The following is a 20,896-nucleotide window of genomic DNA, read 5'->3' on the forward strand; positions in this document are numbered from 1 at the left end:
ATCCGAAGACCTTCATTGTTCACGCGGCGTTGCTCCATCAGACTTTCGTCCATTGTGGAAAATTCCCTACTGCTGCCTCCCGTAGGAGTCTGGGCCGTGTCTCAGTCCCAGTGTGGCCGGTCACCCTCTCAGGTCGGCTACGCATCGTCGCCTTGGTAGGCCGTTACCCCACCAACTAGCTAATGCGCCGCAGGCCCATCTCCCAGTGATAGCAAACGCCATCTTTCCTTTTCAGATCATGCGATCCAAAAACCTATCCGGTATTAGCATAAGTTTCCCTATGTTATCCCGGTCTGAGAGGCAGGTTGCCTACGTGTTACTCACCCGTCCGCCGCTAGGGTTCGAAAACCCTCGCTCGACTTGCATGTATTAGGCACGCCGCCAGCGTTCGTCCTGAGCCAGGATCAAACTCTCCAATAAAGTTTGGTACTGGTTCAAAGCTGGTAAATCATTAAAAATGATAGACTCATCAACGCTTTCGCTGTTCAGTTTTCAAAGAGCATTTTTCCGTCCATCGCCCAGAGGCGACTTTTTTAATTTACCACAAAACCACTCATCAAATCAAGTGTTTTTTTGGGTTATCATCGCCGACATTTTGTTTGTGCAGCAGCGACGATTGTTAATATAGCACGTATCCGAATCAAAAGTCAATATCATTTAAAAAACTTTTACCTCAGCAATATTAAGCCGATCTCCTTGTCGCCATTTGCGCCCTCCGTGAAGACTACTTCCTGGATCAGCAGCCTTTGAATCATTTTATCGATAAGAAGAGGAACCTCAATTTTGGCATCTACAATCGCCGGATGATTCATCAGTTCCTCCAGTCGCCAAGGTCCTGTTTTTGTTTCCATGACTTCCATTAGGAAAGTGACGGACTCCTTGATTTTGGAGGTGATCCAAAACTCGATGGCGAGCACAAGCAGTTCAATCCGCTTTTCAAGTGCCTCGCCGTTTACCGACAGTTCTTCGTACAGCTTGAATACCGATGAATCCATCTGCTTCACCTGGGACCACAATGCAGCCTGCGGATGTTCTCCAGCCTCGTATACGATCAGTCTCGCCCACGAATGCAGCGATTGAATCAGCGAATGATACGCATCCAGAATCAATCCTTGCTGCAAAAACTCCTTTGTCTCGTGGAAAAACCTGAGAAGTTGGGAATACTCCCTACAAATCAACTTCTTTTGTATCGCTGACGGCAGGCGGTTCAGCCGGAGCTTCATTTGCTTCATGTAGCCGTCTTTGTCCCACAGAACCTCGGCTCTGCCAAGCATCGCGGCAAGGCGTTCATCCAGGCCACAAACCGCTCCTTTTTCAAGCTGCCACGTGCTAATCTGCTGCTCCATGACCACTCGTCCCTGAAGATGCAGGCGGCGGATTTTCCCCTCAGTTTGCGGCTGGTTGACCACTACTAAGTAAAAGGCTCCATCACGAAACGGGACCAGCAGATCCGAAACTGGCAAAACCAGTACAGCTTGTACGTCCGGGCGCTGTTGCAGCTTTTTCAGATACGCTTGCTGACTCTCCTCTCGCTTCATAGCCATACCGTGTTCCTCCCTGCCCTGGGTTGAACTTATGGATTCTACACGATTTGTTCGTTTCCTGCTTGTCAACAGACAAATCCTTTGTATGCTATACTGTATGGTAGGAGGAATGATGATGAAAAAAACTGAACGCCTGAGCAAAATCAAACGCATGCGCACTTGGGGCAACTGGAGCATGGTGATCGGCATTTTGCTGATGTATACAGGGTACGCTTTTTTCGGGGGTTATCTGGACTTTATACCTTTCCTTGGCAATCTGCTCAAAGGCTCTCACATCTTCATGACACTGCTTTTAATCATCGGCTTTATCCTGACGATGGGCAGTACGGTCTTGTTCATGATTTCCGGCATGGTTTCCACCTCCGCTCCCCAGGTGGAGTGTCCTTCGTGCCAAAAAGTAACGAAGATGCTCGGAAAAGAAGATGCCTGTATGTTCTGTGGACAGCCGTTGCGTCTGGAAGACGAGCAGCCGCAGCACAACCAGACATGATCTGTTCCTCGACTTTTCGATACGCAAAAAGCCACCTGCACAAAACCCGTTCTTGGGGCAGCAGGTGGCTTATTTGTTACTGAGCCGTTATAGCGCTTTTCAAGCCTTCTTCGATGGTCGGCCAAATCTGTGGTTCTTCAAATCCGCGCCGCCACGAAGCGACTCCGGCCAGATCGTATTTTTTGACCAGTTCGATCCGCTTTTTCATGGAAGAGACGTCCTCCAGCCACATCTTGTAAACATTTCCGTCTTTCGGATCACGATATTCCACGTAATGCTGGCCGGATGCCTCGTCGAGAACGGGAGTCAGCTTTCGCTCCTGCACCCATTCCTGCGCTCTTGGCATGGACAGCGCCTTGGAGCTTACTTTGACTGTACCGTCAGCCTGCTTCGCTTCCGTCCACAGTCGGGTGTAAAAAGGAACGCCCAGCAGCAGCTTTTCGTTTGGGACTTCCTCAAGCACACCTTGCAAGCCTGCTTCCACCCAAGGCAGCGATGCTACAGAACCTGCTTTTGGACTCGCCGCCCAATGCTCGTCGTACGTCATGACCGCCATGTAGTCGACCACCTGGGCAAGTGCCCTGCGATCCAAAAACATGGACCACGTCTTCGCATTGGACTTGATGGTCACATCCATTGACACGGTCAGGCCTTGCTGGTGCAAATACGGTGTCAGCTCGCGCACAAACTGGACGAGTCGCTCCTTGTCTTCGTAGTACACATTTTCAAAGTCGATATTAATGCCGTCCAGATCGTACAGGTGCGCGTAGTGAATGAGTTGCGCGATCAGCTTGTCTCGTTTGTCGTAGCTGCCGAGCACTGCCTGGGTCCAGTCCGGGTTGAAGCCGTTTGTGACCAGCCCCCACACCTGATAGCCGCGCTTATGCGCCCATTTTACATACGCCGGGTCAGCCCTGTTCAAAAGCGTCCCTTCCGCATCCTTCAGTTCAAACCAGGTGGGCGAGACGACATTGACGCCAGGCAAAGCCCCGATCTGGGCGACATTCGGATTTTTATTGACAACGTGCTCCCAAACGAGGTTTACCTTTTGCCCATTCGGCTTCCACGCAGTTTGCCCCTCGGAAGCAGTGGCGTGCTGCAAGCTGACTTTTCGCTTGCTGGTCATCTCCAGACTCTTCTCCGGGAGATAGCCTGCGATTCCGGAAGCGGTCAGCACGCGGTAATATCCTTCCTGCTGGCCGAGTACATCAACCACCTCTCCAGGGGATAACTCGGCAACGATCGGAGTGCGATGGGAAGCGCCAACGCGAACGGGCTCCTTTTCCTCGTCACTGATAACGTTTGCCTGGCCGATTTCGTATCCTTCCTGCTCCACCGTCAGGACGCCTGTGTCGGCTTTGCGCTCAAAAGCGAAAGGATACAGCTTTTCCAACGGGTCAAGCGGTACGTAGCGAGTATTGCCCACTTCCTTGACGGGAACCTGCAAATTGACTGGCTGCTTGTTCAGATGGGCGACTACCTCGCCGCTCTCCATTCGCAGCACCTTGTCCTTCGTCGTCACGATTACCGACTTGGTAGGCTCATCCCAAAAGATCGCCGGGTCGATTTTTTCCTTGATAAAATCAAAAGGAAGCAAGATTTGCTCAGCCTCAAGCAAATACGAGGCATCCGCCCGCTCTCCTTCAAAAACGATGACTGCTTTGTCGCCGCCGTACGGCTGGACGTGCTCGGTCGAAGCACGGAGCACGAAAAACCAGTAAATCCCGCCAAAAATCGTCAGCAAAAAAAGCGTGAGCGCAAAAAGTCTGCGCAGCGCCCTTCTCCGTCTACGCCTGGGGCGAGGTGCCATTCCAAGCTGCGTGTTCATGGCCTGATCCTCCTCCCAGCCAAACAAGCCCGCATGCGGGCCAGATCATATTCATGTGCCTGTCATTTCGATCGTAACGTGGATACAAACGATTCACAACCTTTTGTATACTGGAAAAACGAGAGACAAGCTCAAGCTCTCCCCCAAAGAAGACGTTTGATCTGTCAAAACGTTACACCTTTCAACAGAAAAACACCTTCCGCCTCAACTCGTCAGCTTTTGTTGAAGCAAAAGGTGTTCGTCCGTACAACTCATGTTTAGTGGGTGCTCTTTTGACAGGACTCGCAGATGCCATATACTTCCATGCGATGTCCGGTGACTTTGAACCCAATGTCTTTCGCGGCAGCTTCTTCCGCCTCCCGCAAATACGGAAAGTGAAAGTCGCGAATCGCTCCGCAACTGGAACAGATCGCGTGGTAATGATCTTCCTCTACATTGGCATCGAAGCGGCTGGACGAGTCCCCGTAGGTAAGCTCAATCACCAGGCCCGCATCTTTAAAAACCCGCAGGTTGTTGTAAATCGTTGCGACGCTCATGTTAGGAAACTTACCTTCGAGAGCTTTGTATATTTCGTCAGCCGTCGGGTGAGTCATCGTCTCCAGCAAGTACGTCAAAATGGCATGGCGCTGAGGTGTCATCCGAACCCCGGTGTTTTTGAGGATTTCTACAGCTTTTTCCACACGCTGTGTCATAATTTCACACCCCACAGTCTTCGCAAGACAAAAGATCAGTCAATCCTGTCTGTCATTGATTAGAATTACTTTAAATAAGTGTACGTCTATTCGGCGAAAACTGTCAATATCCATTACGCTGAATTAAGGAGAAAGAAGTGGAAATCACGTTTCCGCTTTCGTTCTGGCCTTCGCTTTCGGCTTTGCGGCTTGCTTGCCTGCTTGCCTCGCCGTCGTTTTTTTCTCCGCTTTTTTGGCCTCCGCCAAGGCGTACTTGCACATGGATTGCAGCGGACATTGATCGCACTTCGGATTGCGCGCCGTGCAGACTCTTCTGCCGTGCCAGATCAGCCAGTGATGGGCATCCGACCACTTTTCGCGCGGGATGCGCTTCATCAGCTGACGCTCCACTTCGTCTACATTGTCGCTTTTGGCCAGACCGAGGCGGTTCCCCACGCGAAATACGTGCGTATCGACTGCAATCGCCGGAATGCCGAACGCATTGGAGAGGACTACGTTGGCAGTCTTTCTCCCTACACCCGGCAGCGCTTCCAGCTCGGCATGCGTTTGCGGCACCTCCCCGTTGTACTTTTCGTACAAGATTCTACAGGTCTCCAAAATGTTTTTACTCTTATTTTTATACAAGCCCAGACCTTTTATATGCTCTTCCATTTCTTCCTGGGTCAGGTGCAGGTAGTGCTCCGGCCGGTTCAACTGCTTGAACATCGGCTCGGTAATTTCGTTCACCCGCTTATCCGTGCACTGTGCCGAAAGAATGGTTGCAATCAACAGCTCAAACGGGGTTGTATAGTTCAATTCGCAGTGGGCATCCGGGTACATTTGCTGAAGCGTGTCCAAAATGTCTGCGACGGGTACTTTGCGTTGTGCCATAAATATATCCCCCTTTTTCCTACATTATACCGATCCTGATCGGCTCGGCAATTGTCGCAAGCGATAGCAGTGACTGCTATGCTGATGTTAAAATGGGCTTGGAAAGATGTAACGGGGGCGATACATAATGAAAGTTTTCCTGACGGGAGCTACCGGATTTGTCGGAAAAGGCGTGCTGCAGCGGCTGCTTGCAGATGGCCACGATGCTGTTTGCTTGGCACGCCCCGGTTCCAAAGACAAGCTGCGCGCAGAGCGTACCGGGCCGGGACGTGTCTATCTGGCGGAAGGAGACATTTTGGACGTCGAATCGCTGAAAAGCGCCATGGCAGGCTGCGAGGCGGTCATTCATCTGGTCGGAATCATTCGCGAGCAGCCGGGCAAAGGAATTACTTTTTCCAAAATTCATGTCGAAGGGACAAAAAACGTCCTGGAGGCGGCGAAGCAGGCGGGCGTGCGGCGCTTCATCCACATGAGCGCACTCGGCTCCCGGCCAAACGCGACAAGCGCCTACCACCGCACGAAATACGAAGCCGAACAGCTCGTGCGGGCAAGCGGAATCCCTTACGTCATTTTTCAGCCATCGGTCATCTTCGGCCCTGGCGACGAGTTCGTCAACATGCTCGCCGACCTGGTGCGCATGCCGGCCACGCCTGTGATCGGGGACGGCTCCTATCCTTTACAGCCCGTGGCGAGAAAAACAGTAGCGGACGTGTTTGTCCAGGCTTTGAGCCTGCCTGATGCGACGAACCAAACTTTCGAAACGGGCGGCCCTGATCGGCTCACCTACGCGGAAATACTCGATGCCATCGGCGAGGCAATCGGCAAAAAGCGGGTTCGCAAAATTCACATCCCGCTCGCCCTCATAAAGCCTGTCGTCAACATGCTGGAGGGCTTCTCGTTTTTTCCGATCACCAACACGCAGCTGACCATGCTGCTCGAAGGCAATGCCTGCCGCGACGGTCAGCGGCTATACGACACTTTTCCTACTGATAAAATTCCGTTTCGTTCGGGCATCTCCACCTACCTCCGATAATTTTCGGCGAAGAGCTGGAGACTATTCAAAAGCAAAAAGGGGCGTTCTCCCGGTCGGATCGCCGACTTTTTGGGAAAGCCCCTTTTGCTTTATTCATGCAGCGTTTTTTCCACGCCGCCTGTCTCTTTGTTCACGTGACGGGCGACGACGAAGAGATAGTCAGACAATCGGTTGAGATATTTGACGACCGCCGGGTTGACCTGCTCCTGCTGCGCTACATGGACGGCTTTGCGCTCTGCGCGTCTGACAACCGTGCGGGCAACGTGGAAGGCAGCAGCAGCGGGATGGCCGCCTGGCAAAATGAAGTTGGTCAGCGGCGGCAGCCCTGCATCCAGCTTGTCGATTTGCTCCTCCAAAAAGGTGACATCCTCTTCCTTGATCGGCCAGCCTACTTTTTTCCCTTCCGGTGTGGCCAACTCTGCGCCGACATGGAACAGCTTGGTCTGAATGACATGGAACACATCCTGCAGCTCCTGCCACGCATCCGTCGCGGGGAGAAGAGACAGGGCCAGCCCGATCTGCGAATTGGCCTCGTCGCACGTGCCGTACGCCTCGACGCGATCTGCGAACTTCGGCACGCGCACTCCCGCCACCAGTGAAGTCTCGCCTTTATCCCCTGATTTTGTGTAAATCTTCATCTGTACCCCCGCCTTTTTTCTTTTTCTGAAAAAGTGCTACAACGCCTCGCAAACGACAATCAATTCCGTGCTGCTCGCATCAAAAGGCGCTTTGGCAAAGTTTCCGTACCGCCGGGTCACTTTCAGCCCGTTCAGGCGCAACAGATGGTGGAGCTCGGTCGGAAAAATATAGCGCAGCACAAACCGTCCATTCACGCGCTCAACCACAGTACCCCGTGCGTCTGTGCGTTCGTACGTGCGGGTCACTTCGCACAGTTGCTGAAAGTGGTCGTAGCGGGTGTAATCCCACATCAGCACTTCTCCCCCGGACGGCAGTGGATACGTTCCGCGCAGCGACATCTTTTCATTTTCTTCGTGAAAATGATTGATTTTGGGCACAAACACGTTCAGCGCGAGCTTTCCGCCAGGTGCCAGGTGCTTGCGAATGCACCGCAATGCTTTCATCTGCTCCTGAATGTGCAAAAGGTGCAAAAACGAGCGGAACGGGATCATGATGAGGGAAAAAGTCTCCCCGAGATCGAAGCTGCGCATGTCTCCCTGGAGCAGTGTAAGCCCTGTGGTCACGCCTTGCTCTTTCGCCTTTTCCTGTGCACGCGCCAGCATGTCCGGCGACAAGTCAATGCCCGTCACCTCGATCCCGGCCTGGGCGAGCGGAATCGCGATTCTCCCGGTGCCGCAAGCAAGATCGAGCACTTTGCCGCCAGCCTGCTTCGCTTCTTCCAGGTAAAACTCGACGTCGCCCGCAACCCCGCGCTGTGTCAAGTCGTAATAATCGGCCCATTGATACATATTGCTCATGCCGTCCTCCTATGCTTGCATTTCCTCCGAGGTCAGGTAAGCCATGACGAGTTTCGCCGTATTTTCCAGCGCTTCCTTGTGCGTGCGCTCGTGGGAGTGGGAAGCGTCTACGCCAGGGCCGATCAGCCCGTGGACGATGTCGTACCCTGCGCGCAGCGCCGCGCTCGCGTCTGAGCCGTAATACGGGTAAATGTCTACCGCGTAGTGCAAGCCGTTTTCCTGGGCCAGCCGGGTCAAATGGCTGCGCAGTCCGTAGTGGTACGGCCCGGAGGAATCTTTTGCACAAATGGAGACGCAGTATTCGTCTGTCGTCTGGCCGTCGCTGATCGCTCCCATATCCACCGCCAAATACTCCACGACGTTTGCCGGAATGCTGGAATTGCCGCCGTAGCCGATCTCTTCGTTGTTGCTGATAAAAAAGTACGTGGTGTAAGGCAGTTGCTGTCCGGTTTCGCGAAGCTCCTTCAGTACGCCGAGCAAAATGGCGACGCTCGCCTTGTCATCAATGTGCCGGGACTTGATGAAGCCGCTGTCGGTTACGGTCACACGCGGGTCGAAGGAGACAAAATCCCCGACGGAAATGCCCAGTTCCTGCACTTGCTCCCTGTTTGTCACTTTTTCATCCAGACGCACTTCCATGTTGGCGTCTGTTCTTTCTTCCTTGCCTGCACTGCGGCCGTACACGTGGACCGAAGCCTTCGTGGACAAAATCGTTCCGGTGACGAGGCGGCCGCTCGCGGTTTCCACCGTGCAGTGTTCCCCTTCAATTGCATTGAACTCAAAACCGCCGATCAAAGTCAGTTTCAGACGGCCGTTGCTTTTGATTTCCTTGACCATCGCGCCAAGCGTATCGACGTGCGCTGTCAGCAAGCGCGCCTTGTCGTCACGTGCTCCTGGCACGGTTGCGACAATCGCTCCCTTGTTCGTCCGCTTGTACTCGACTCCGAGCTTTTCCAGCTCCTGGGCCACCCACGCCATGACTTTGGCTGTATTGCCGGACGGACTCGGGATGTTCGCCAACTGGCAAAAGGACTGAACCACATACTCTGTAGACACACTCATGGAATGCTCCTCCTCTATGTATCAAACCTGCCTTGCTTGTCAGTCTTGCAGTTCTTCCTTGATGAACTGCAGCACTTCCTGCACGTGCCCTTTCACCTTTACTTTTGGCCAGACCTTCGCGATCTTTCCTTCCTTGTCGATCACAAAGGTCGTCCGCTCGATCCCCATGTACTCGCGGCCATACATTTTTTTCAGTACCCACACTCCGTACGCCTCTGCCACCTTGTGCTCCGGGTCTGCCAAGAGCGGAAACGGCAGTTCGTGCTTGGCGCTAAACTTGTCATGCGATTTGACCGAATCCGGGCTGATCCCGAGAACGACCGTATTTAGCTCGGCGAACTGCGGATGATAGTCCCGAAAATCGCACGCCTCAGTCGTGCAGCCCGGCGTCATGTCCTTCGGATAAAAATAGAGCACCACATTTTTCCCGCGGTATTGGGAAAGCGAGATTGTCTGATCCTGATTGGCCTGCAACGTAAATAACGGCGCGGCCTGTCCGCTTGCGATCATGCTCATCCCTCCGTAAAAATCACTCGTCTCATTTTACCACAAGCGTACAGGCACTTCATCCGCATATACGTTGCGCTTTCAATCAGAAAACGCTAGAATTAATTAAGAAAAATAAAACGGCCTAGTCATTTGGATGGTGAGAATTGGCATGAAAGAGTTTTTTGAAGTAACCGATCCAGAAGCGCTTAAATCCCTTGCCATAGCAGAACGGGTTAAGATTCTTGAACTCTTCGAAGATTTGGAGCCGCGTACGGCCAAACAAATCGCTACGGAACTAGGCGAAAATGCAGCACGCCTTCACTACCACGTGAAGGAGCTCGTGCGTGTCGGTTTGCTCGAACAGGTGGATACCCGCGTCAAAGGGTCCATCGTGGAAAAATATTACGAGCCAGTCGCCAAGGTGATTCAAGTCAAGCTTCAACTTATGATTGAAGAAAACGCACAGCAATTGAGTGAAGTCATGTTCACTCCGTTTCGCACCACGGAAAAGGATCTCATGAGAACACTCAACCGCCTGGTCGCAAGCGACCCGGATGTACGCAAGGAATACCAGAACACGTTTGCCTTTAACCTGACCGAATTTTACTTGAGCCAGGAAGAGCGCAACCAACTGGTCGACGAGATCAGCGATCTTTTGCAAAAGTACAAAGGCCTTAAAAACGAGGCGGGACGACGCAAATTCAAGTTCTTCGACGTTCTGTTCCCGTTGACGCCTGCTGACCCTGCCGACGACTCAGATGAACCGTTTGAGGATACAGACGATCAGGTCAAACCTCTGTAAAAAGCAGAACATCGCACCAGGAAAACCATCAAAAGAGATGGTTTTTCTTAGTTTTTCAGAACAAAAGGGAGTGCCCTCGTCTTTACGCGAAGGACACTCCCTTTTCTTCGTTTCAACCGTATGCGTTACCAGAGCTGCCTAGTACGCCCGCCCGAACCAGACTGTATGCTTCGCCTCTTTGCCACAGCAAATGCAGGCTGCTTTTTTGGCAGGCGGATCGAACGGGATGTTGCGGGACGTGAACTTGGTTTCTTCCTTGACCTTGGCTTCGCAAGCGTCGTCTCCGCACCAGCCGCCCAGCACCCAGCCGCTTGGGCGGTTTTCGCTCTCACAGTTGGCAATGTGCGCAGCCAACTGCTCCATGGTGTCGATATGCAGATGGGAATGAGCTTCCCGGAAAGCCAGCGCTTTTTGGAACATGTTTTGCTGGATGTCTTCGAGAAGCTTGGCAATCGTCTGCGCAATTCCGGAAAGCGGCACGGTCACTTTTTCGCCCGTATCGCGGCGGGCCAGAATCGCCTGACCGTTCTCCACATCGCGCGGGCCAAGCTCCAGGCGCAGCGGCACCCCGCGCATTTCCCACTCGTTGAACTTCCAGCCCGGCGTCTCTTCGCGCAGGTCGGCACGCACGCGAACCCCTGCCGCTTTGATCTCGTCGAAAAGCGGATCGAACGCCTCCATGACTTTTTCCCGCAGTTTCATCGGCCCTACCGGAATCATGATGACTTGCACAGGCGCCACCCGTGGCGGCAAAGCCAGGCCGCGGTCGTCGCCATGCACCATAATCATCGAGCCGATGAGCCGCGTTGAGCTGCCCCACGAGGTCGTATGCACGTACTTGAACTGATTGTCGCGGTCGAGGAACTTGATCTCGAAGCCGCGCGCAAACTTGTCGCCCAAATAGTGCGAGGTGCCGGCCTGCACGGCTTTTCCGTCCTTCATCATCGCTTCGATGGAGTACGTGTCCACCGCACCCGCGAAGCGCTCGCTCGGCGTCTTTTGCCCTTTCCATACCGGAATCGCCAGCTCCTGCTCGACTACTTCGCGATAAATTTCCAGCATCTGCATCGTTTCCTGGCGTGCTTCTTCTTCTGTCGCGTGGGCGGTGTGGCCTTCCTGCCAGAGAAATTCCGATGTGCGCAAAAACGGCAGCGTGCGCTTTTCCCAGCGGAACACGTTGGCCCACTGGTTAATCAGGATCGGCAAATCGCGGTAGCTCTGAATCCACTGGCTGTACATGTGGCCGATAATTGTCTCCGAGGTCGGGCGCAGAGCGAGCTTTTCCTCCAGTTGTTCGCCGCCCGCTTCCGTCACCCATGGCAGTTCCGGGTTGAAGCCCTCAATGTGCTCTTTTTCTTTTTGGAAAAACGACTCGGGAATCAGCATCGGGAAGTAGGCGTTGCGATGTCCGGTTTCCTTGAACCGTTTGTCCATCGCCTCCTGAATCCGCTCCCACAGCTCGAAGCCGTCGGGCTTGAAGACGATGCAGCCGCGCACCGGGGTGTAGTCCATCAAGTCCGCCTTTTTGATCGCATCAATGTACCAGCGCGAAAAATCTTCCGACTGCGGTGTAATTTCTTTTACAAACGCTTTGTCCTCTTTCATCCTTCTACGCTCCTTTTTCCTTATATGAAAATGCAAAAATCCCCCATCCCACATAGGGACGGAGGATTGACTTCCGCGGTACCACCCTGATTGACCATGGCTTGAGCCACAGTCCTCTTCTTTCACCCGATAACGGCGGGCAACCGGACCAGCTCGTCGCTGGCGGCTTCAGGATGGGGTGCAGGTATGCCTCGTATCAGCCTTCCAGACTCGGGCCGACTCTCTGGAACGAGGGAAATAGCTGCGGGTCCTTTCATCGCCTTTTTGACAAAAATGCTTCGTTTAAGAACATATCTTAGCAACTCGAAAGACCGATGTCAATTTGAGGTACGCAGGGCCAGACGAGCGCCCAGCTTGGCGTATACAGGATAGGCGACCAAGGCGAGCACGACGCCTTTGAAAATGTTGAACGGCACGATACCGGCCAGGACAAGGGACCAAACGCTGGTCGCATTGAACATCGCAAGCAGGTCTGCCATCGGCATCTGGTAAAGCGCAGCGTAGGCCGGGAGCAGGACGTATGCGTTGGCGACAGCCATGACGACCGTCATCAGCAATGTGCCGAGCGCAAGGCCCGTCAAAAAGCCTTTTTTTCCTTGGCCGTTGCGCTGGAGCAGGATAGCCGGCAAGATGAAGCTGGCCCCTGCAATCACGTTGGCAAGCTCGCCAATCAACAGTCCGTCTGTATTTTTCAACAGCATGTGCAATGTATTTTTCAAAACTTCAATGATGATTCCCGCCACCGGACCATACATGAGTCCGCCGATCAGCGCTGGCAGCGTACTGAAATCAAGCTTCAAAAAGCTCGGCATCAGCGGAACGGGAACCTCCAGATATTGCAGGATAAAGGCAACGGCAGCCAGCATCGGAATCGTCACGATCCGCTGGGTTGCTCTTCGCGAAGAATGCAAGGCTGTTTCTTTCATGTGTACCATCTCCTCTTTAGTTCTCCTTCTTTGAGGAATGGCAACAGTGGTCGTGCCACACGTGTTGCTCCCGTATGCTTTGCCTGCGCACACGCAAAAATACCCTGAGAAAGATTCTCAGGGCAATTTACAAGCGTATGACAAAGCATGTGCATAAAAACAGGTTCACGAAACAAAAGGAACTGATCCTGCATGCCCCTTTTGCCGCTATTCCCGTTTGCACAGGCAAACAAGCACGTGTAGAAAACGTACTGTCGTCATCCTTCTCCCATCCAGACTGTACTGTCGGCTCTGGAATCTCACCAGATCCTGCACTCCGTCGCTTGCTTGCAAGCTCAGGAGGCTCGCGGGCTTAACGTACTCGCGGTACGCTCACCGCCGGTCGGGAATTGCACCCTGCCCCGAAGGAATTGTGTAGTTGTATATGCATATTATACTGCGCTTTTTTGATTTGACAATAGAGGAAGCGGGTAAACCGACAATTTTGTTGTTTTCCGATGTTTTTAATGCGATTTTAATTTTTCATAAAAAAAAGGCTTCCCAGCCTAAAGTCGCCCTTTGCTATAATCTGCCTGTACAAATGAAGCTCTGCTCCTCAAGGGTGGTCGCCGCTCATCCCCAGTAGAAAGGGGGTGAGGCTATGGTGACGAACGAAACGCTCGGACTGCTATTCCAGTTTGGGTTGTTCCTGGTCGCTTTGATCGGGTTGGTAGTTACCTTGACCAAAAAGAGATAGACCGCCCTTGAGTCCCAACTCCAGCGGTCTATTCTTCCAGAATTTTTGAGCCGGCCCCCTTGAGGGAAAGCTTCCATTGTACAGACCGTCCGTTTGCCCCCGGACGGTCTTTTTTTAGCTTGTTACCTCTAATGTTACCATAACGGGTCGCAAATAAAAACAATATCCATTCGGTTTCTCCAGCGCGAATCACGCCGCAACTGCTACGAACCCGCTCCCCGATATTTGCGGACTCCCCAGTTCCAGACGAACAGACCAAGGCCAAAGAAAACGACCGCCACAAGCGGAGTAAACGCGGCGTAGGTGTACCAGACTTCTTTGCGCAAAAAGTAGGCAGCCGGATAGACGCCGACGAAGGCAAACGGCAGTATATAAGTCAACACGATGCGGATCGCTTTGTTGTACACATCCACCGGATAGCGGCCGTACTGCTGAATGTTGTAGATCATCGGGGCAATTCCCGTCCGTGAATCGGAGAAAAAGCTGACGGCCGCAATCGCTGTGTACACTCCGCCGTAGATGAGTGCGCCGCTCACGACCAGCACGATGAAGATCAGCGGGTCGTACCAGTGAAACGACAGGTCGAGCTGGAACGCCGCATAGCCCATGATAATCAGACCCGTGATGATGCCGAAAATGCGGTCCGGCGCGATGGATTCCAGACAAACCTGCGCCAGATTGTGAATCGGCCTGGTCAGGATGCGATCCATCTCGCCGCGGATGATGTAGCGTTCGTTGAAATCCCAAAAGCCGAAAAACATCGAGAACAACGCATACGGCACCAAAAAGAACCCGTAGATGAAAATGATCTCGTCCCGCGTCCAGTCTTTCATCAGCGGGACGTGCGTGAACACGACGATGATAAACACGAGGTTAATCAGCTCGGAAACGAGGTTGGACACAAGCTCCCCGAGAAAATCAGCCCGATAGGCAAGCCGCGTCTTGAAATACTGGCCCAGGTAGTCGGCAAATATGCCGAAAATATGTTTCACGTTTTGCATCGTCTACCCTCCTTGCACGACCAGCCGGTTTCGCGCCATCCGCCACAAAACCAGGATAGGAACCAGAATGACAACCATCCAGATCGCCTGAAAGCCGATCAATTCCCAGGCGCGTCCATGAGTAATCGCTCCGGTAAAAATCAAACTTGGATAGTAGTTGACTGCCTGAAACGGCAGAAAGCCCATGACAGTCTGCGCCCAGCCCGGAAAAAAGCTGATCGGCAGCACGAGGCCGGACATCAGATCGACGACGACCCGCTTCGCCCGCATCATCCCGTCGTTGCGGAACAGGAAAAATGTGAACAGACCCGTCAACAGGTTAATCTGCGTATTGATGAGAAAAGCAAACAGCAAACTGAGCAAGTACAGTCCCCAGTCAGTCGCGGTCGCCGGAAAGTGAAAGGGAATAATCAGGCTGATGAGGAAAATCCCCGGCCCCGCGAAAAACAGGAAGCGGAAAATCCCTTCCCCGAACGCCTGGGCCGTTTTTACGGACAAGTAGTTGTAGGGACGGATCATCTCGATGGCGACTTTGCCCTCCCGTACGTCCTGGGCGATCTCCATATCAATGTTGTTAAAGTAAAAAGCACGCGACATCCAGGCGATTGCCACGTAAGAGGTCATCTGCTCGACCGACAGCCCGCCAAGCTGCTGCTGGTCGCCGTAGATCGCTCCCCACAGGAAGTAGTAGGCGCCGATGTTGATCGCGTAGATGATAATGCCGCTGTAGTAGTTCACGCGGTAAGCGAGCATGGTCAAAAAGCGCATGCGGATCAGTTCCATGTAGAGCCTATGCATGGTCCCGCACCTCTGTATCAGCCTGGTAAATGTTGCGGACGATGTCCTCTGTGCTCGTCTCCAACATTTTCACGTCACTGACCTCAAACGACGACATGACGGTAGACAGGACGAACGGCAGCATTTCCTGACTTTGCTGCACCTGGACGCTGAGTGTGTACTCGTTTTCCTGCGTGATCTTGCATGGCATATCGCCCAGCGCCCGGCGCAGCTCGTCAGCGGAGGTGCGCTTTTTCATCTGGAAGGAAACCTCTGTGCCATTGCCCCACTTTTCCTTCAGATCGCTGAGCAGGCCGTCGAAGATCAGCTTGCCTTTGTCCATGACCAGCACCCGTTTACAGAGCGCCTCGATGTCGGAAACGTCGTGGGTCGTAAGCAGAATGGTCATGTTTTCCGTCTCGTTCAGATTGCGCAAAAACTCGCGGATTTTTTGCTTCACCAGCACGTCCAGCCCGACTGTCGGCTCGTCGAGGAACAACAGCCGCGGCTTGTGGATCAAGGACGCCGCTACCTCGCAGCGCATCCGCTGGCCAAGGCTAAGCTTGCGCACCGGCTGGCTGACGAACGAGCTGATTTCCAACTCCTCGATCAGGCGCGTGAGCCACTTTTCGCCCTCTGCCTCATCGACCTTGTAGACGCTTTTCAACAGGCGAAACGACTCCAGCGGAGACAAATCCCACCACAACTGCGAACGCTGCCCGAAGACGACGCCGATGGAGCGCACGTATTCCTCGCGCTGTTTGAACGGAACGTAGCCGTTAATGACGATCTCGCCGTCACTCGGGGTCAAAATGCCCGTCAGCATCTTGATCGTCGTCGATTTTCCGGCGCCATTTTCCCCGATCAGGGCAAACATTTCCCCCTCTTCCACCGTGAAAGAAAGGTCATCCACTGCTTTTACGGTCTTGTACTCGCGGCTGAACAAGTCACGAAAAGCACCCCCAAGCCCGGATCTGGCCTGGTGGATGCGAAACTCCTTTTGCAAATGCTTCACTTGGATCATGGAAAACCGTCCTTTTTGTCTTGCTTCAAATAACAACTGTTAGTGTATATGAGCTTGTGAAAATGTGCAAAAGGGAAACTGTAGAAAACTGTAGCTCCCCATCCATATTCAGGTGTCTTTGGCTGTGTTAAGATAATGAAGGACTTTTTCGATAAAGAAAAGAGGGAAAAACGCATGAAACGTGAACGATCCGCACAGCTGCACGAACAAGCCATGGATGTCATTCTCGGTGGGGTAAACAGCCCTTCCCGTTCTTTCAAGGCCGTAGGCGGGGGCGCTCCCGTGACGATGGAGCGTGCCCAGGGTGCGTATTTCTGGGACGTGGACGGCAACCGATATATTGACTATTTGGCGGCGTATGGCCCGATCATTACCGGCCACGCCCATCCGCACGTAACCAAAGCGATCTGCGAAGCGGCGGCAAACGGCACGCTGTACGGGACGCCGACTCCGTGGGAAATCACTTTTGCCAACATGATCCGCGAAGCGATTCCTTCGATGGAGCGCATTCGCTTCAACAACTCCGGTACAGAATCTGTCATGACGTGCATTCGCGTAGCTCGCGCTTACACCGGACGCGTGAAAATCATCAAGTTCGCGGGCTGCTATCACGGGCACTCCGATCTCGTGCTCGTCGCGGCAGGCTCCGGCCCATCGACGCTGGGCATTCCGGACAGCGCCGGCATTCCGCAGAGCATCGCCAACGAAGTGATTACCGTTCCTTACAACGACATCGCGGCGTTTGCCGAAGCGATGAGCAAGTGGGGCAGCGAAACAGCGTGCGTGCTGGTCGAGCCAATCGTCGGCAACTTCGGTATCGTCACACCGGAGCCAGGCTTTTTGGAAGAAGTGAACCGGATCACGCACGAAGCAGGTGCGCTCGTTGTGTACGACGAGGTCATTACCGCATTCCGCTTCTGCTACGGCGGGGCGCAAAACTTGCTGGGTGTAACCCCTGACCTGACCGCGCTCGGAAAAATCATCGGCGGCGGCTTGCCGATCGGCGCGTATGGCGGACGCCGCGATATTATGGAACAGGTCGCGCCGCTCGGTCCAGCCTATCAGGCAGGGACAATGGCGGGCAATCCCGCTTCCATCCGCGCCGGAATCGCTTGCCTGGAAGTGCTGAAGCAGCCTGGCGTCTACGATGAGTTCGAGCGGCTTGGCGCGCTTTTGGAAAAAGGCATTCGCGACGCTGCGAGCAAGCACGGCGTCGCCATTCAGCTCAACCGCGTCAAAGGAGCGATGGCTGTTTACTTTACGGACGAGCCTGTCCGCAATTACGAGGACGCGCAAAAAGCCGATGGCGAGCTGTTCGCCCGCTTCTTCCGCCTCCTTTTGGACGAAGGTATCTGCCTCGCCCCATCCAAATACGAGGCGTGGTTCATCACGACCGCGCACACGGAAGACGATATTCGGGAAACAATCGCGGCTGTCGACCGCGCTTTCGCACAGTTGAAGGCGTAACACAGCCGCACGGATGAGCTTGACGCTTTTGCTGCCGAGACAAGCATTGCCAAGTCCGCTCCCTTCCTTTTTGGAGATACTAACGATGACAAGTGAGTATCATCGCGAGGAGGAGATTTTCGTGTCAAAAGGCGAAAAAACGTATCCGCAAGCTCCGGAAAAGACGCTGGATCCCAAAGAGAGCAGCAAAATGATGGAGGTCGTCGGCTTCCAAAACCCGCGCAAAACCGAGCATCACAAAACGCAAAACCACGATCGCTAGACGTGCCACGCAGACACATTCCCGCCAGAGGGTGTGTCTGCTTTTTTGCTTTTGCCCGCGTGGTCCGCCACATATAAACCTTTGATGATATTGTCAAGGTTGGTCAGAGATTGTACAATAAAAATAATGAAACTGCCGTGACACTTATTCGTATACATGGATATGGGACAAAATGTATATGGAACTGCTATTGTGCATATTTCGTAGATAAAAACGAGGAGTGAGTGCTCAATGTTTTTTCACCCGATGGACTTTCTGATTTTCATCGCATTCGGACTGTCGCTCTGGGCTCAATTCCGCGTAAAGGGAACCTTTAACAAGTACGCGGAGGTCCCTGCTTCCTCCGGCCTTACCGGGGCTGAAGCGGCGCGGCGGATGCTCGATGCAAACGGCTTGACCAACGTACCAGTCGAACATATCCCAGGCACGCTGACCGACCACTACGATCCGATGGACCGCGTCGTTCGCCTGTCTGATCCTGTTTACTTCGGCAACTCCATTGCATCTTTGTCCGTTGCTTGTCACGAAGTCGGCCACGCCATTCAGCACAAGGTTTCGTATCCGATGCTGGTAGCGCGCCACCGCATTTTCCCGGTCGTCAATCTGGTATCCGGTGTTGCGCCGCTCCTGCTGCTCGCAGGCTTCTTTTTGAAGATGGCGGGTCTTTTGTTGATCGGGATTATTTTCTTCTCCGGCGCTGTTGCCTTCCAGCTCATCACGCTGCCAGTCGAGTTTAACGCGAGCAGCCGTGCCAAAGAGCTGATGCTGAAAATGGGCTTCATCCGCAACGAGGAAGAACAGGGAGCGAACAAGGTACTGGGTGCTGCCGCTCTGACTTACGTAGCAGCCGCTCTGATTTCTGTTCTGGAGCTGGCCAAATACATCATGATTTTCCGAGAATCTGAAGACTAATCGTCTTTTCACAAACAAAAGCAAGGTACAGCCTCTTCCGCTATGGGGGCTGTACCTTTTTATATGGACTTGCGATACAATGGGACGGGAGGTTGTGTACATGCGCATCGGAATTATCGGATTGGGAAGTATGGGGCAAATGCTCGTGAAGTCGTTTTGCAAAAGCGAAGTGATACTACCGGAAAATGTGCTCGTCTTCAACCGGACGCAAGCAAAGGCAGACAAGCTGCAAGCAGAATACGGCGTGGCCGTCGCGGCAACCACGCAAGCGCTATGCGAGCAGGCTGAGCTGATTTTCCTTTGCACGAAGCCGTTGGACATCTTGCCTGTTTTACGCGGGCTGTCGGTTGCTGCCGACAAGCATATCGTCTCGGTCGCCGCCGGGGTCAGCATTGCCGATTTGGAAACCGTCCACTCCGGGCCGGTCAGCAAAGTGATTCCGACTGTCACTTCCTCAGAGTTGCACGGGGTATCGCTGTTGACAAACAGCAGCAAAGTCAGCGCCAAACAAAGGGAGGATCTGCTGGCGCTGCTGTCTGCCATTGGCGAGGTGCAAGAAGTTACCGAGAGTGAGATCGAGACAGCGACGATTTTGAGCAGCAGTGCGCCTGGACTGATCGCCGGGATTCTCGATGCTTTTGCCCAGGCGGCTGTTCGCAAAACACCGGAATTGGGGATCGAAGCAGCCCGCAGCATTCTGGTGGAGACGATGCTGGGAACGGCTTTGCTTTTGAAAAATGAGCAGCTTGGCTTCGACGAACTGATCGAGCGCGTCGCCACCAAAGGCGGAATTACCGAGGAGGGGCTGCGCGTCCTCGACAAAACCTTGCCGGGCGGCTTTGACGAGCTGTTTGCCATGACAGCGTCCAAGCATGCCGCCTTGAAGGAGCTTGTACAAAAACAGGTCGGAGAACAACAAGACGAAAAGGAGTAATCAGACATGATCGTAGGTTGGATTGGCTTGGGCAATATGGGCGTACCGATGGCAGGCAATCTGCTTGCGGCAGGCTATGACGTGCGCGTCTGGAACCGCACCCCTGACAAGGCGGCTCCGCTGGTCGCGCTCGGTGCGAAACAGGTGACGTCGCTGCCACAGCTCGCAGAGGAATGCGATGTGCTGTTCACAATGGTCAGCGACGACGATGCAGGAAAAGCAGTCTACACAGGAGCAGATGGCGTGCTGTCCGGGCGAGTATCCGGCAAGCTGGCGATTGACATGAGCACAGTTTCCCCGGAGACATCCCGCTTTTTGGCGGAGCAGGGGAAAAAAGCCGGGCTGCGTTTTCTCGACGCCCCGGTTTCAGGCAGTGTCGGTCCGGCAAAAGAAGCTCAACTCGTCATCATGGTCGGCGGCGAAAAAGCGGACTACGACGAGGCGAAGCCGCTATTGGACAAGCTCGGCAAAACCGCGATTTACTTGGGCGCAAATGGCGCAGGCACCTCTGCCAAGCTGGCGATCAATCTTTTGCTCGGCATCACAGTGCAAGGCGTCTCGGAAACGCTGCTGTTCGCCCGTTCGCTCGGGATTGAGACGGAGCAAATGCTGGAGATTATTTCGCAAAGCGCTGTAGGCACTCCGCTGATTCGCGGCAAAGCGGCCTCGATTCTCGCAGACGACTATCCTGCAGCCTTTGCCTTGAAGCATATGGCAAAAGACCTGCGCCTGGCCCGCGAGGCCGGCGTGTCTACGCCACTGGCGGAATCGGTGCAGGCAACCTATCGCCAAGCGCTGGAGGAAGGGCTAGGCGAGTTGGACCTGATGGCGATTTTGCGTTATTTGAGAGGGGCTTCTCTTGTAAAATAGCCGAATAAAGGAAATAGGAGATAACCAGAAAGGACACTTCCGCTAACGTTTAAAAATTAAAAACATTGATATACCAACGTTTTTGAAGTAAAAAAGGGGCTTCTCAAAGTCGAAATATCGACTTTTTATACGAAAA

The 20,896-nt window shown here is 53.5% G+C and carries 22 protein-coding genes, 1 rRNA gene and 1 riboswitch; of the genes, 9 read left to right on the forward strand and 14 right to left on the reverse strand.

Annotation, left to right across the window (positions count from 1 at the left end):
- Both EDM57_RS21430 and EDM57_RS21435 read right to left on the reverse strand, forming a co-directional pair.
- Window positions 1-420, reverse strand: a 16S ribosomal RNA gene (locus tag EDM57_RS21430); the annotation flags it as partial.
- A gap of 248 nt (window positions 421-668) precedes the next feature.
- Window positions 669-1,544, reverse strand: coding sequence for a hypothetical protein (locus EDM57_RS21435; protein ID WP_122906717.1), 876 nt, complete (start codon window positions 1,542-1,544; stop codon window positions 669-671).
- 115 nt (window positions 1,545-1,659) lie between these two features.
- Between EDM57_RS21435 and EDM57_RS21440 the strand changes: the two genes are divergently transcribed.
- Window positions 1,660-2,034, forward strand: a complete 375-nt coding sequence (locus tag EDM57_RS21440) for a YgzB family protein (RefSeq protein ID WP_122906718.1) — start codon at window positions 1,660-1,662, stop codon at window positions 2,032-2,034.
- 76 nt (window positions 2,035-2,110) lie between these two features.
- On the opposite strand, the gene EDM57_RS21445 is transcribed toward EDM57_RS21440, so the two are convergent.
- The 3 genes from EDM57_RS21445 to nth all read right to left on the reverse strand — a co-directional run bounded on the left by EDM57_RS21445 (window position 2,111) and on the right by nth (window position 5,424).
- Entirely contained in the window at window positions 2,111-3,862 is a 1,752-nt protein-coding gene (locus tag EDM57_RS21445) for a glycosyl hydrolase family 18 protein (RefSeq protein WP_122906719.1), read from the reverse strand.
- Between the two features lie 257 nt (window positions 3,863-4,119).
- Complete coding sequence (perR, locus tag EDM57_RS21450) at window positions 4,120-4,554, reverse strand: peroxide-responsive transcriptional repressor PerR (protein WP_122906720.1); 435 nt, start codon at window positions 4,552-4,554, stop codon at window positions 4,120-4,122.
- A 144-nt stretch (window positions 4,555-4,698) separates the two neighbouring features.
- Window positions 4,699-5,424, reverse strand: coding sequence for an endonuclease III (nth, locus tag EDM57_RS21455; RefSeq protein WP_122906721.1), 726 nt, complete (start codon window positions 5,422-5,424; stop codon window positions 4,699-4,701).
- 127 nt (window positions 5,425-5,551) lie between these two features.
- Between nth and EDM57_RS21460 the strand changes: the two genes are divergently transcribed.
- The gene (locus EDM57_RS21460; protein ID WP_122906722.1) at window positions 5,552-6,457 is read left to right on the forward strand and encodes a complex I NDUFA9 subunit family protein; all 906 of its coding nucleotides are present in this window, start codon (window positions 5,552-5,554) and stop codon (window positions 6,455-6,457) included.
- Between the two features lie 89 nt (window positions 6,458-6,546).
- On the opposite strand, the gene EDM57_RS21465 is transcribed toward EDM57_RS21460, so the two are convergent.
- The 4 genes from EDM57_RS21465 to bcp are packed head-to-tail and all read right to left on the reverse strand — an operon-like array spanning window position 6,547 to window position 9,465.
- Window positions 6,547-7,095: a cob(I)yrinic acid a,c-diamide adenosyltransferase gene (locus EDM57_RS21465; RefSeq protein ID WP_122906723.1), complete on the reverse strand. Its 549-nt coding sequence runs from the start codon at window positions 7,093-7,095 to the stop codon at window positions 6,547-6,549.
- Window positions 7,096-7,131: 36 nt separating this feature from the next.
- On the reverse strand, window positions 7,132-7,893 hold the full coding sequence (locus EDM57_RS21470) for a class I SAM-dependent methyltransferase (protein WP_122906724.1): 762 nt from the start codon (window positions 7,891-7,893) through the stop codon (window positions 7,132-7,134).
- Between the two features lie 9 nt (window positions 7,894-7,902).
- Window positions 7,903-8,955, reverse strand: a complete 1,053-nt coding sequence (locus EDM57_RS21475; protein WP_122906725.1) for a M42 family metallopeptidase — start codon at window positions 8,953-8,955, stop codon at window positions 7,903-7,905.
- 39 nt (window positions 8,956-8,994) lie between these two features.
- Window positions 8,995-9,465 carry a thioredoxin-dependent thiol peroxidase gene (gene bcp / locus EDM57_RS21480; RefSeq protein WP_122906726.1) on the reverse strand — a complete coding sequence of 157 codons (471 nt, stop codon included), beginning with the start codon at window positions 9,463-9,465 and terminating at the stop codon, window positions 8,995-8,997.
- A gap of 148 nt (window positions 9,466-9,613) precedes the next feature.
- Here bcp and EDM57_RS21485 point away from each other — a divergent pair, with 148 nt between their 5' ends.
- Window positions 9,614-10,246, forward strand: coding sequence for a winged helix-turn-helix domain-containing protein (locus EDM57_RS21485; protein WP_122906727.1), 633 nt, complete (start codon window positions 9,614-9,616; stop codon window positions 10,244-10,246).
- Window positions 10,247-10,384: 138 nt separating this feature from the next.
- On the opposite strand, the gene proS is transcribed toward EDM57_RS21485, so the two are convergent.
- Together proS and EDM57_RS21495 are read right to left on the reverse strand one after the other, a co-directional pair.
- Window positions 10,385-11,851: a proline--tRNA ligase gene (proS, locus tag EDM57_RS21490; protein WP_122906728.1), complete on the reverse strand. Its 1,467-nt coding sequence runs from the start codon at window positions 11,849-11,851 to the stop codon at window positions 10,385-10,387.
- A gap of 317 nt (window positions 11,852-12,168) precedes the next feature.
- A complete protein-coding gene (locus EDM57_RS21495; protein ID WP_122906729.1) occupies window positions 12,169-12,777 on the reverse strand; it encodes an ECF transporter S component in 609 nt (202 codons plus the stop codon).
- A gap of 256 nt (window positions 12,778-13,033) precedes the next feature.
- A riboswitch (FMN riboswitch) is annotated at window positions 13,034-13,190 on the reverse strand.
- Between the two features lie 227 nt (window positions 13,191-13,417).
- On the opposite strand from EDM57_RS21495, the gene EDM57_RS23810 reads away from it, so the two are divergent.
- Window positions 13,418-13,513, forward strand: coding sequence for a putative holin-like toxin (locus tag EDM57_RS23810; RefSeq protein WP_246005879.1), 96 nt, complete (start codon window positions 13,418-13,420; stop codon window positions 13,511-13,513).
- A gap of 203 nt (window positions 13,514-13,716) precedes the next feature.
- On the opposite strand, the gene EDM57_RS21505 is transcribed toward EDM57_RS23810, so the two are convergent.
- The 3 genes from EDM57_RS21505 to EDM57_RS21515 are packed head-to-tail and all read right to left on the reverse strand — an operon-like array spanning window position 13,717 to window position 16,315.
- Window positions 13,717-14,514, reverse strand: coding sequence for an ABC transporter permease (locus EDM57_RS21505; protein WP_122906731.1), 798 nt, complete (start codon window positions 14,512-14,514; stop codon window positions 13,717-13,719).
- Window positions 14,515-14,517: 3 nt separating this feature from the next.
- On the reverse strand, window positions 14,518-15,312 hold the full coding sequence (locus EDM57_RS21510) for an ABC transporter permease (protein WP_122906732.1): 795 nt from the start codon (window positions 15,310-15,312) through the stop codon (window positions 14,518-14,520).
- Window positions 15,305-16,315 carry an ABC transporter ATP-binding protein gene (locus EDM57_RS21515; protein ID WP_122906733.1) on the reverse strand — a complete coding sequence of 337 codons (1,011 nt, stop codon included), beginning with the start codon at window positions 16,313-16,315 and terminating at the stop codon, window positions 15,305-15,307. Before EDM57_RS21515 ends, EDM57_RS21510 begins: the two co-directional genes overlap by 8 nt.
- Window positions 16,316-16,489: 174 nt before the next feature.
- Between EDM57_RS21515 and EDM57_RS21520 the strand changes: the two genes are divergently transcribed.
- The 5 genes from EDM57_RS21520 to EDM57_RS21535 all read left to right on the forward strand — a co-directional run bounded on the left by EDM57_RS21520 (window position 16,490) and on the right by EDM57_RS21535 (window position 20,760).
- Window positions 16,490-17,782, forward strand: coding sequence for a glutamate-1-semialdehyde 2,1-aminomutase (locus EDM57_RS21520; RefSeq protein WP_122906737.1), 1,293 nt, complete (start codon window positions 16,490-16,492; stop codon window positions 17,780-17,782).
- Between the two features lie 121 nt (window positions 17,783-17,903).
- Window positions 17,904-18,044, forward strand: coding sequence for a hypothetical protein (locus EDM57_RS23490; protein WP_170163492.1), 141 nt, complete (start codon window positions 17,904-17,906; stop codon window positions 18,042-18,044).
- 231 nt (window positions 18,045-18,275) lie between these two features.
- A complete protein-coding gene (locus EDM57_RS21525) occupies window positions 18,276-18,956 on the forward strand; it encodes a zinc metallopeptidase (RefSeq protein ID WP_122906734.1) in 681 nt (226 codons plus the stop codon).
- 100 nt (window positions 18,957-19,056) lie between these two features.
- A complete protein-coding gene (locus EDM57_RS21530; protein WP_122906735.1) occupies window positions 19,057-19,890 on the forward strand; it encodes a pyrroline-5-carboxylate reductase family protein in 834 nt (277 codons plus the stop codon).
- A gap of 6 nt (window positions 19,891-19,896) precedes the next feature.
- Window positions 19,897-20,760, forward strand: a complete 864-nt coding sequence (locus tag EDM57_RS21535; RefSeq protein ID WP_122906736.1) for an NAD(P)-dependent oxidoreductase — start codon at window positions 19,897-19,899, stop codon at window positions 20,758-20,760.
- Window positions 20,761-20,896 lie beyond the last annotated feature (136 nt).

It is taken from the genome of Brevibacillus gelatini (genome assembly GCF_003710935.1).
In the GTDB taxonomy this organism is placed as follows: Bacteria; Bacillota; Bacilli; order Brevibacillales; family Brevibacillaceae; genus Brevibacillus; species Brevibacillus gelatini.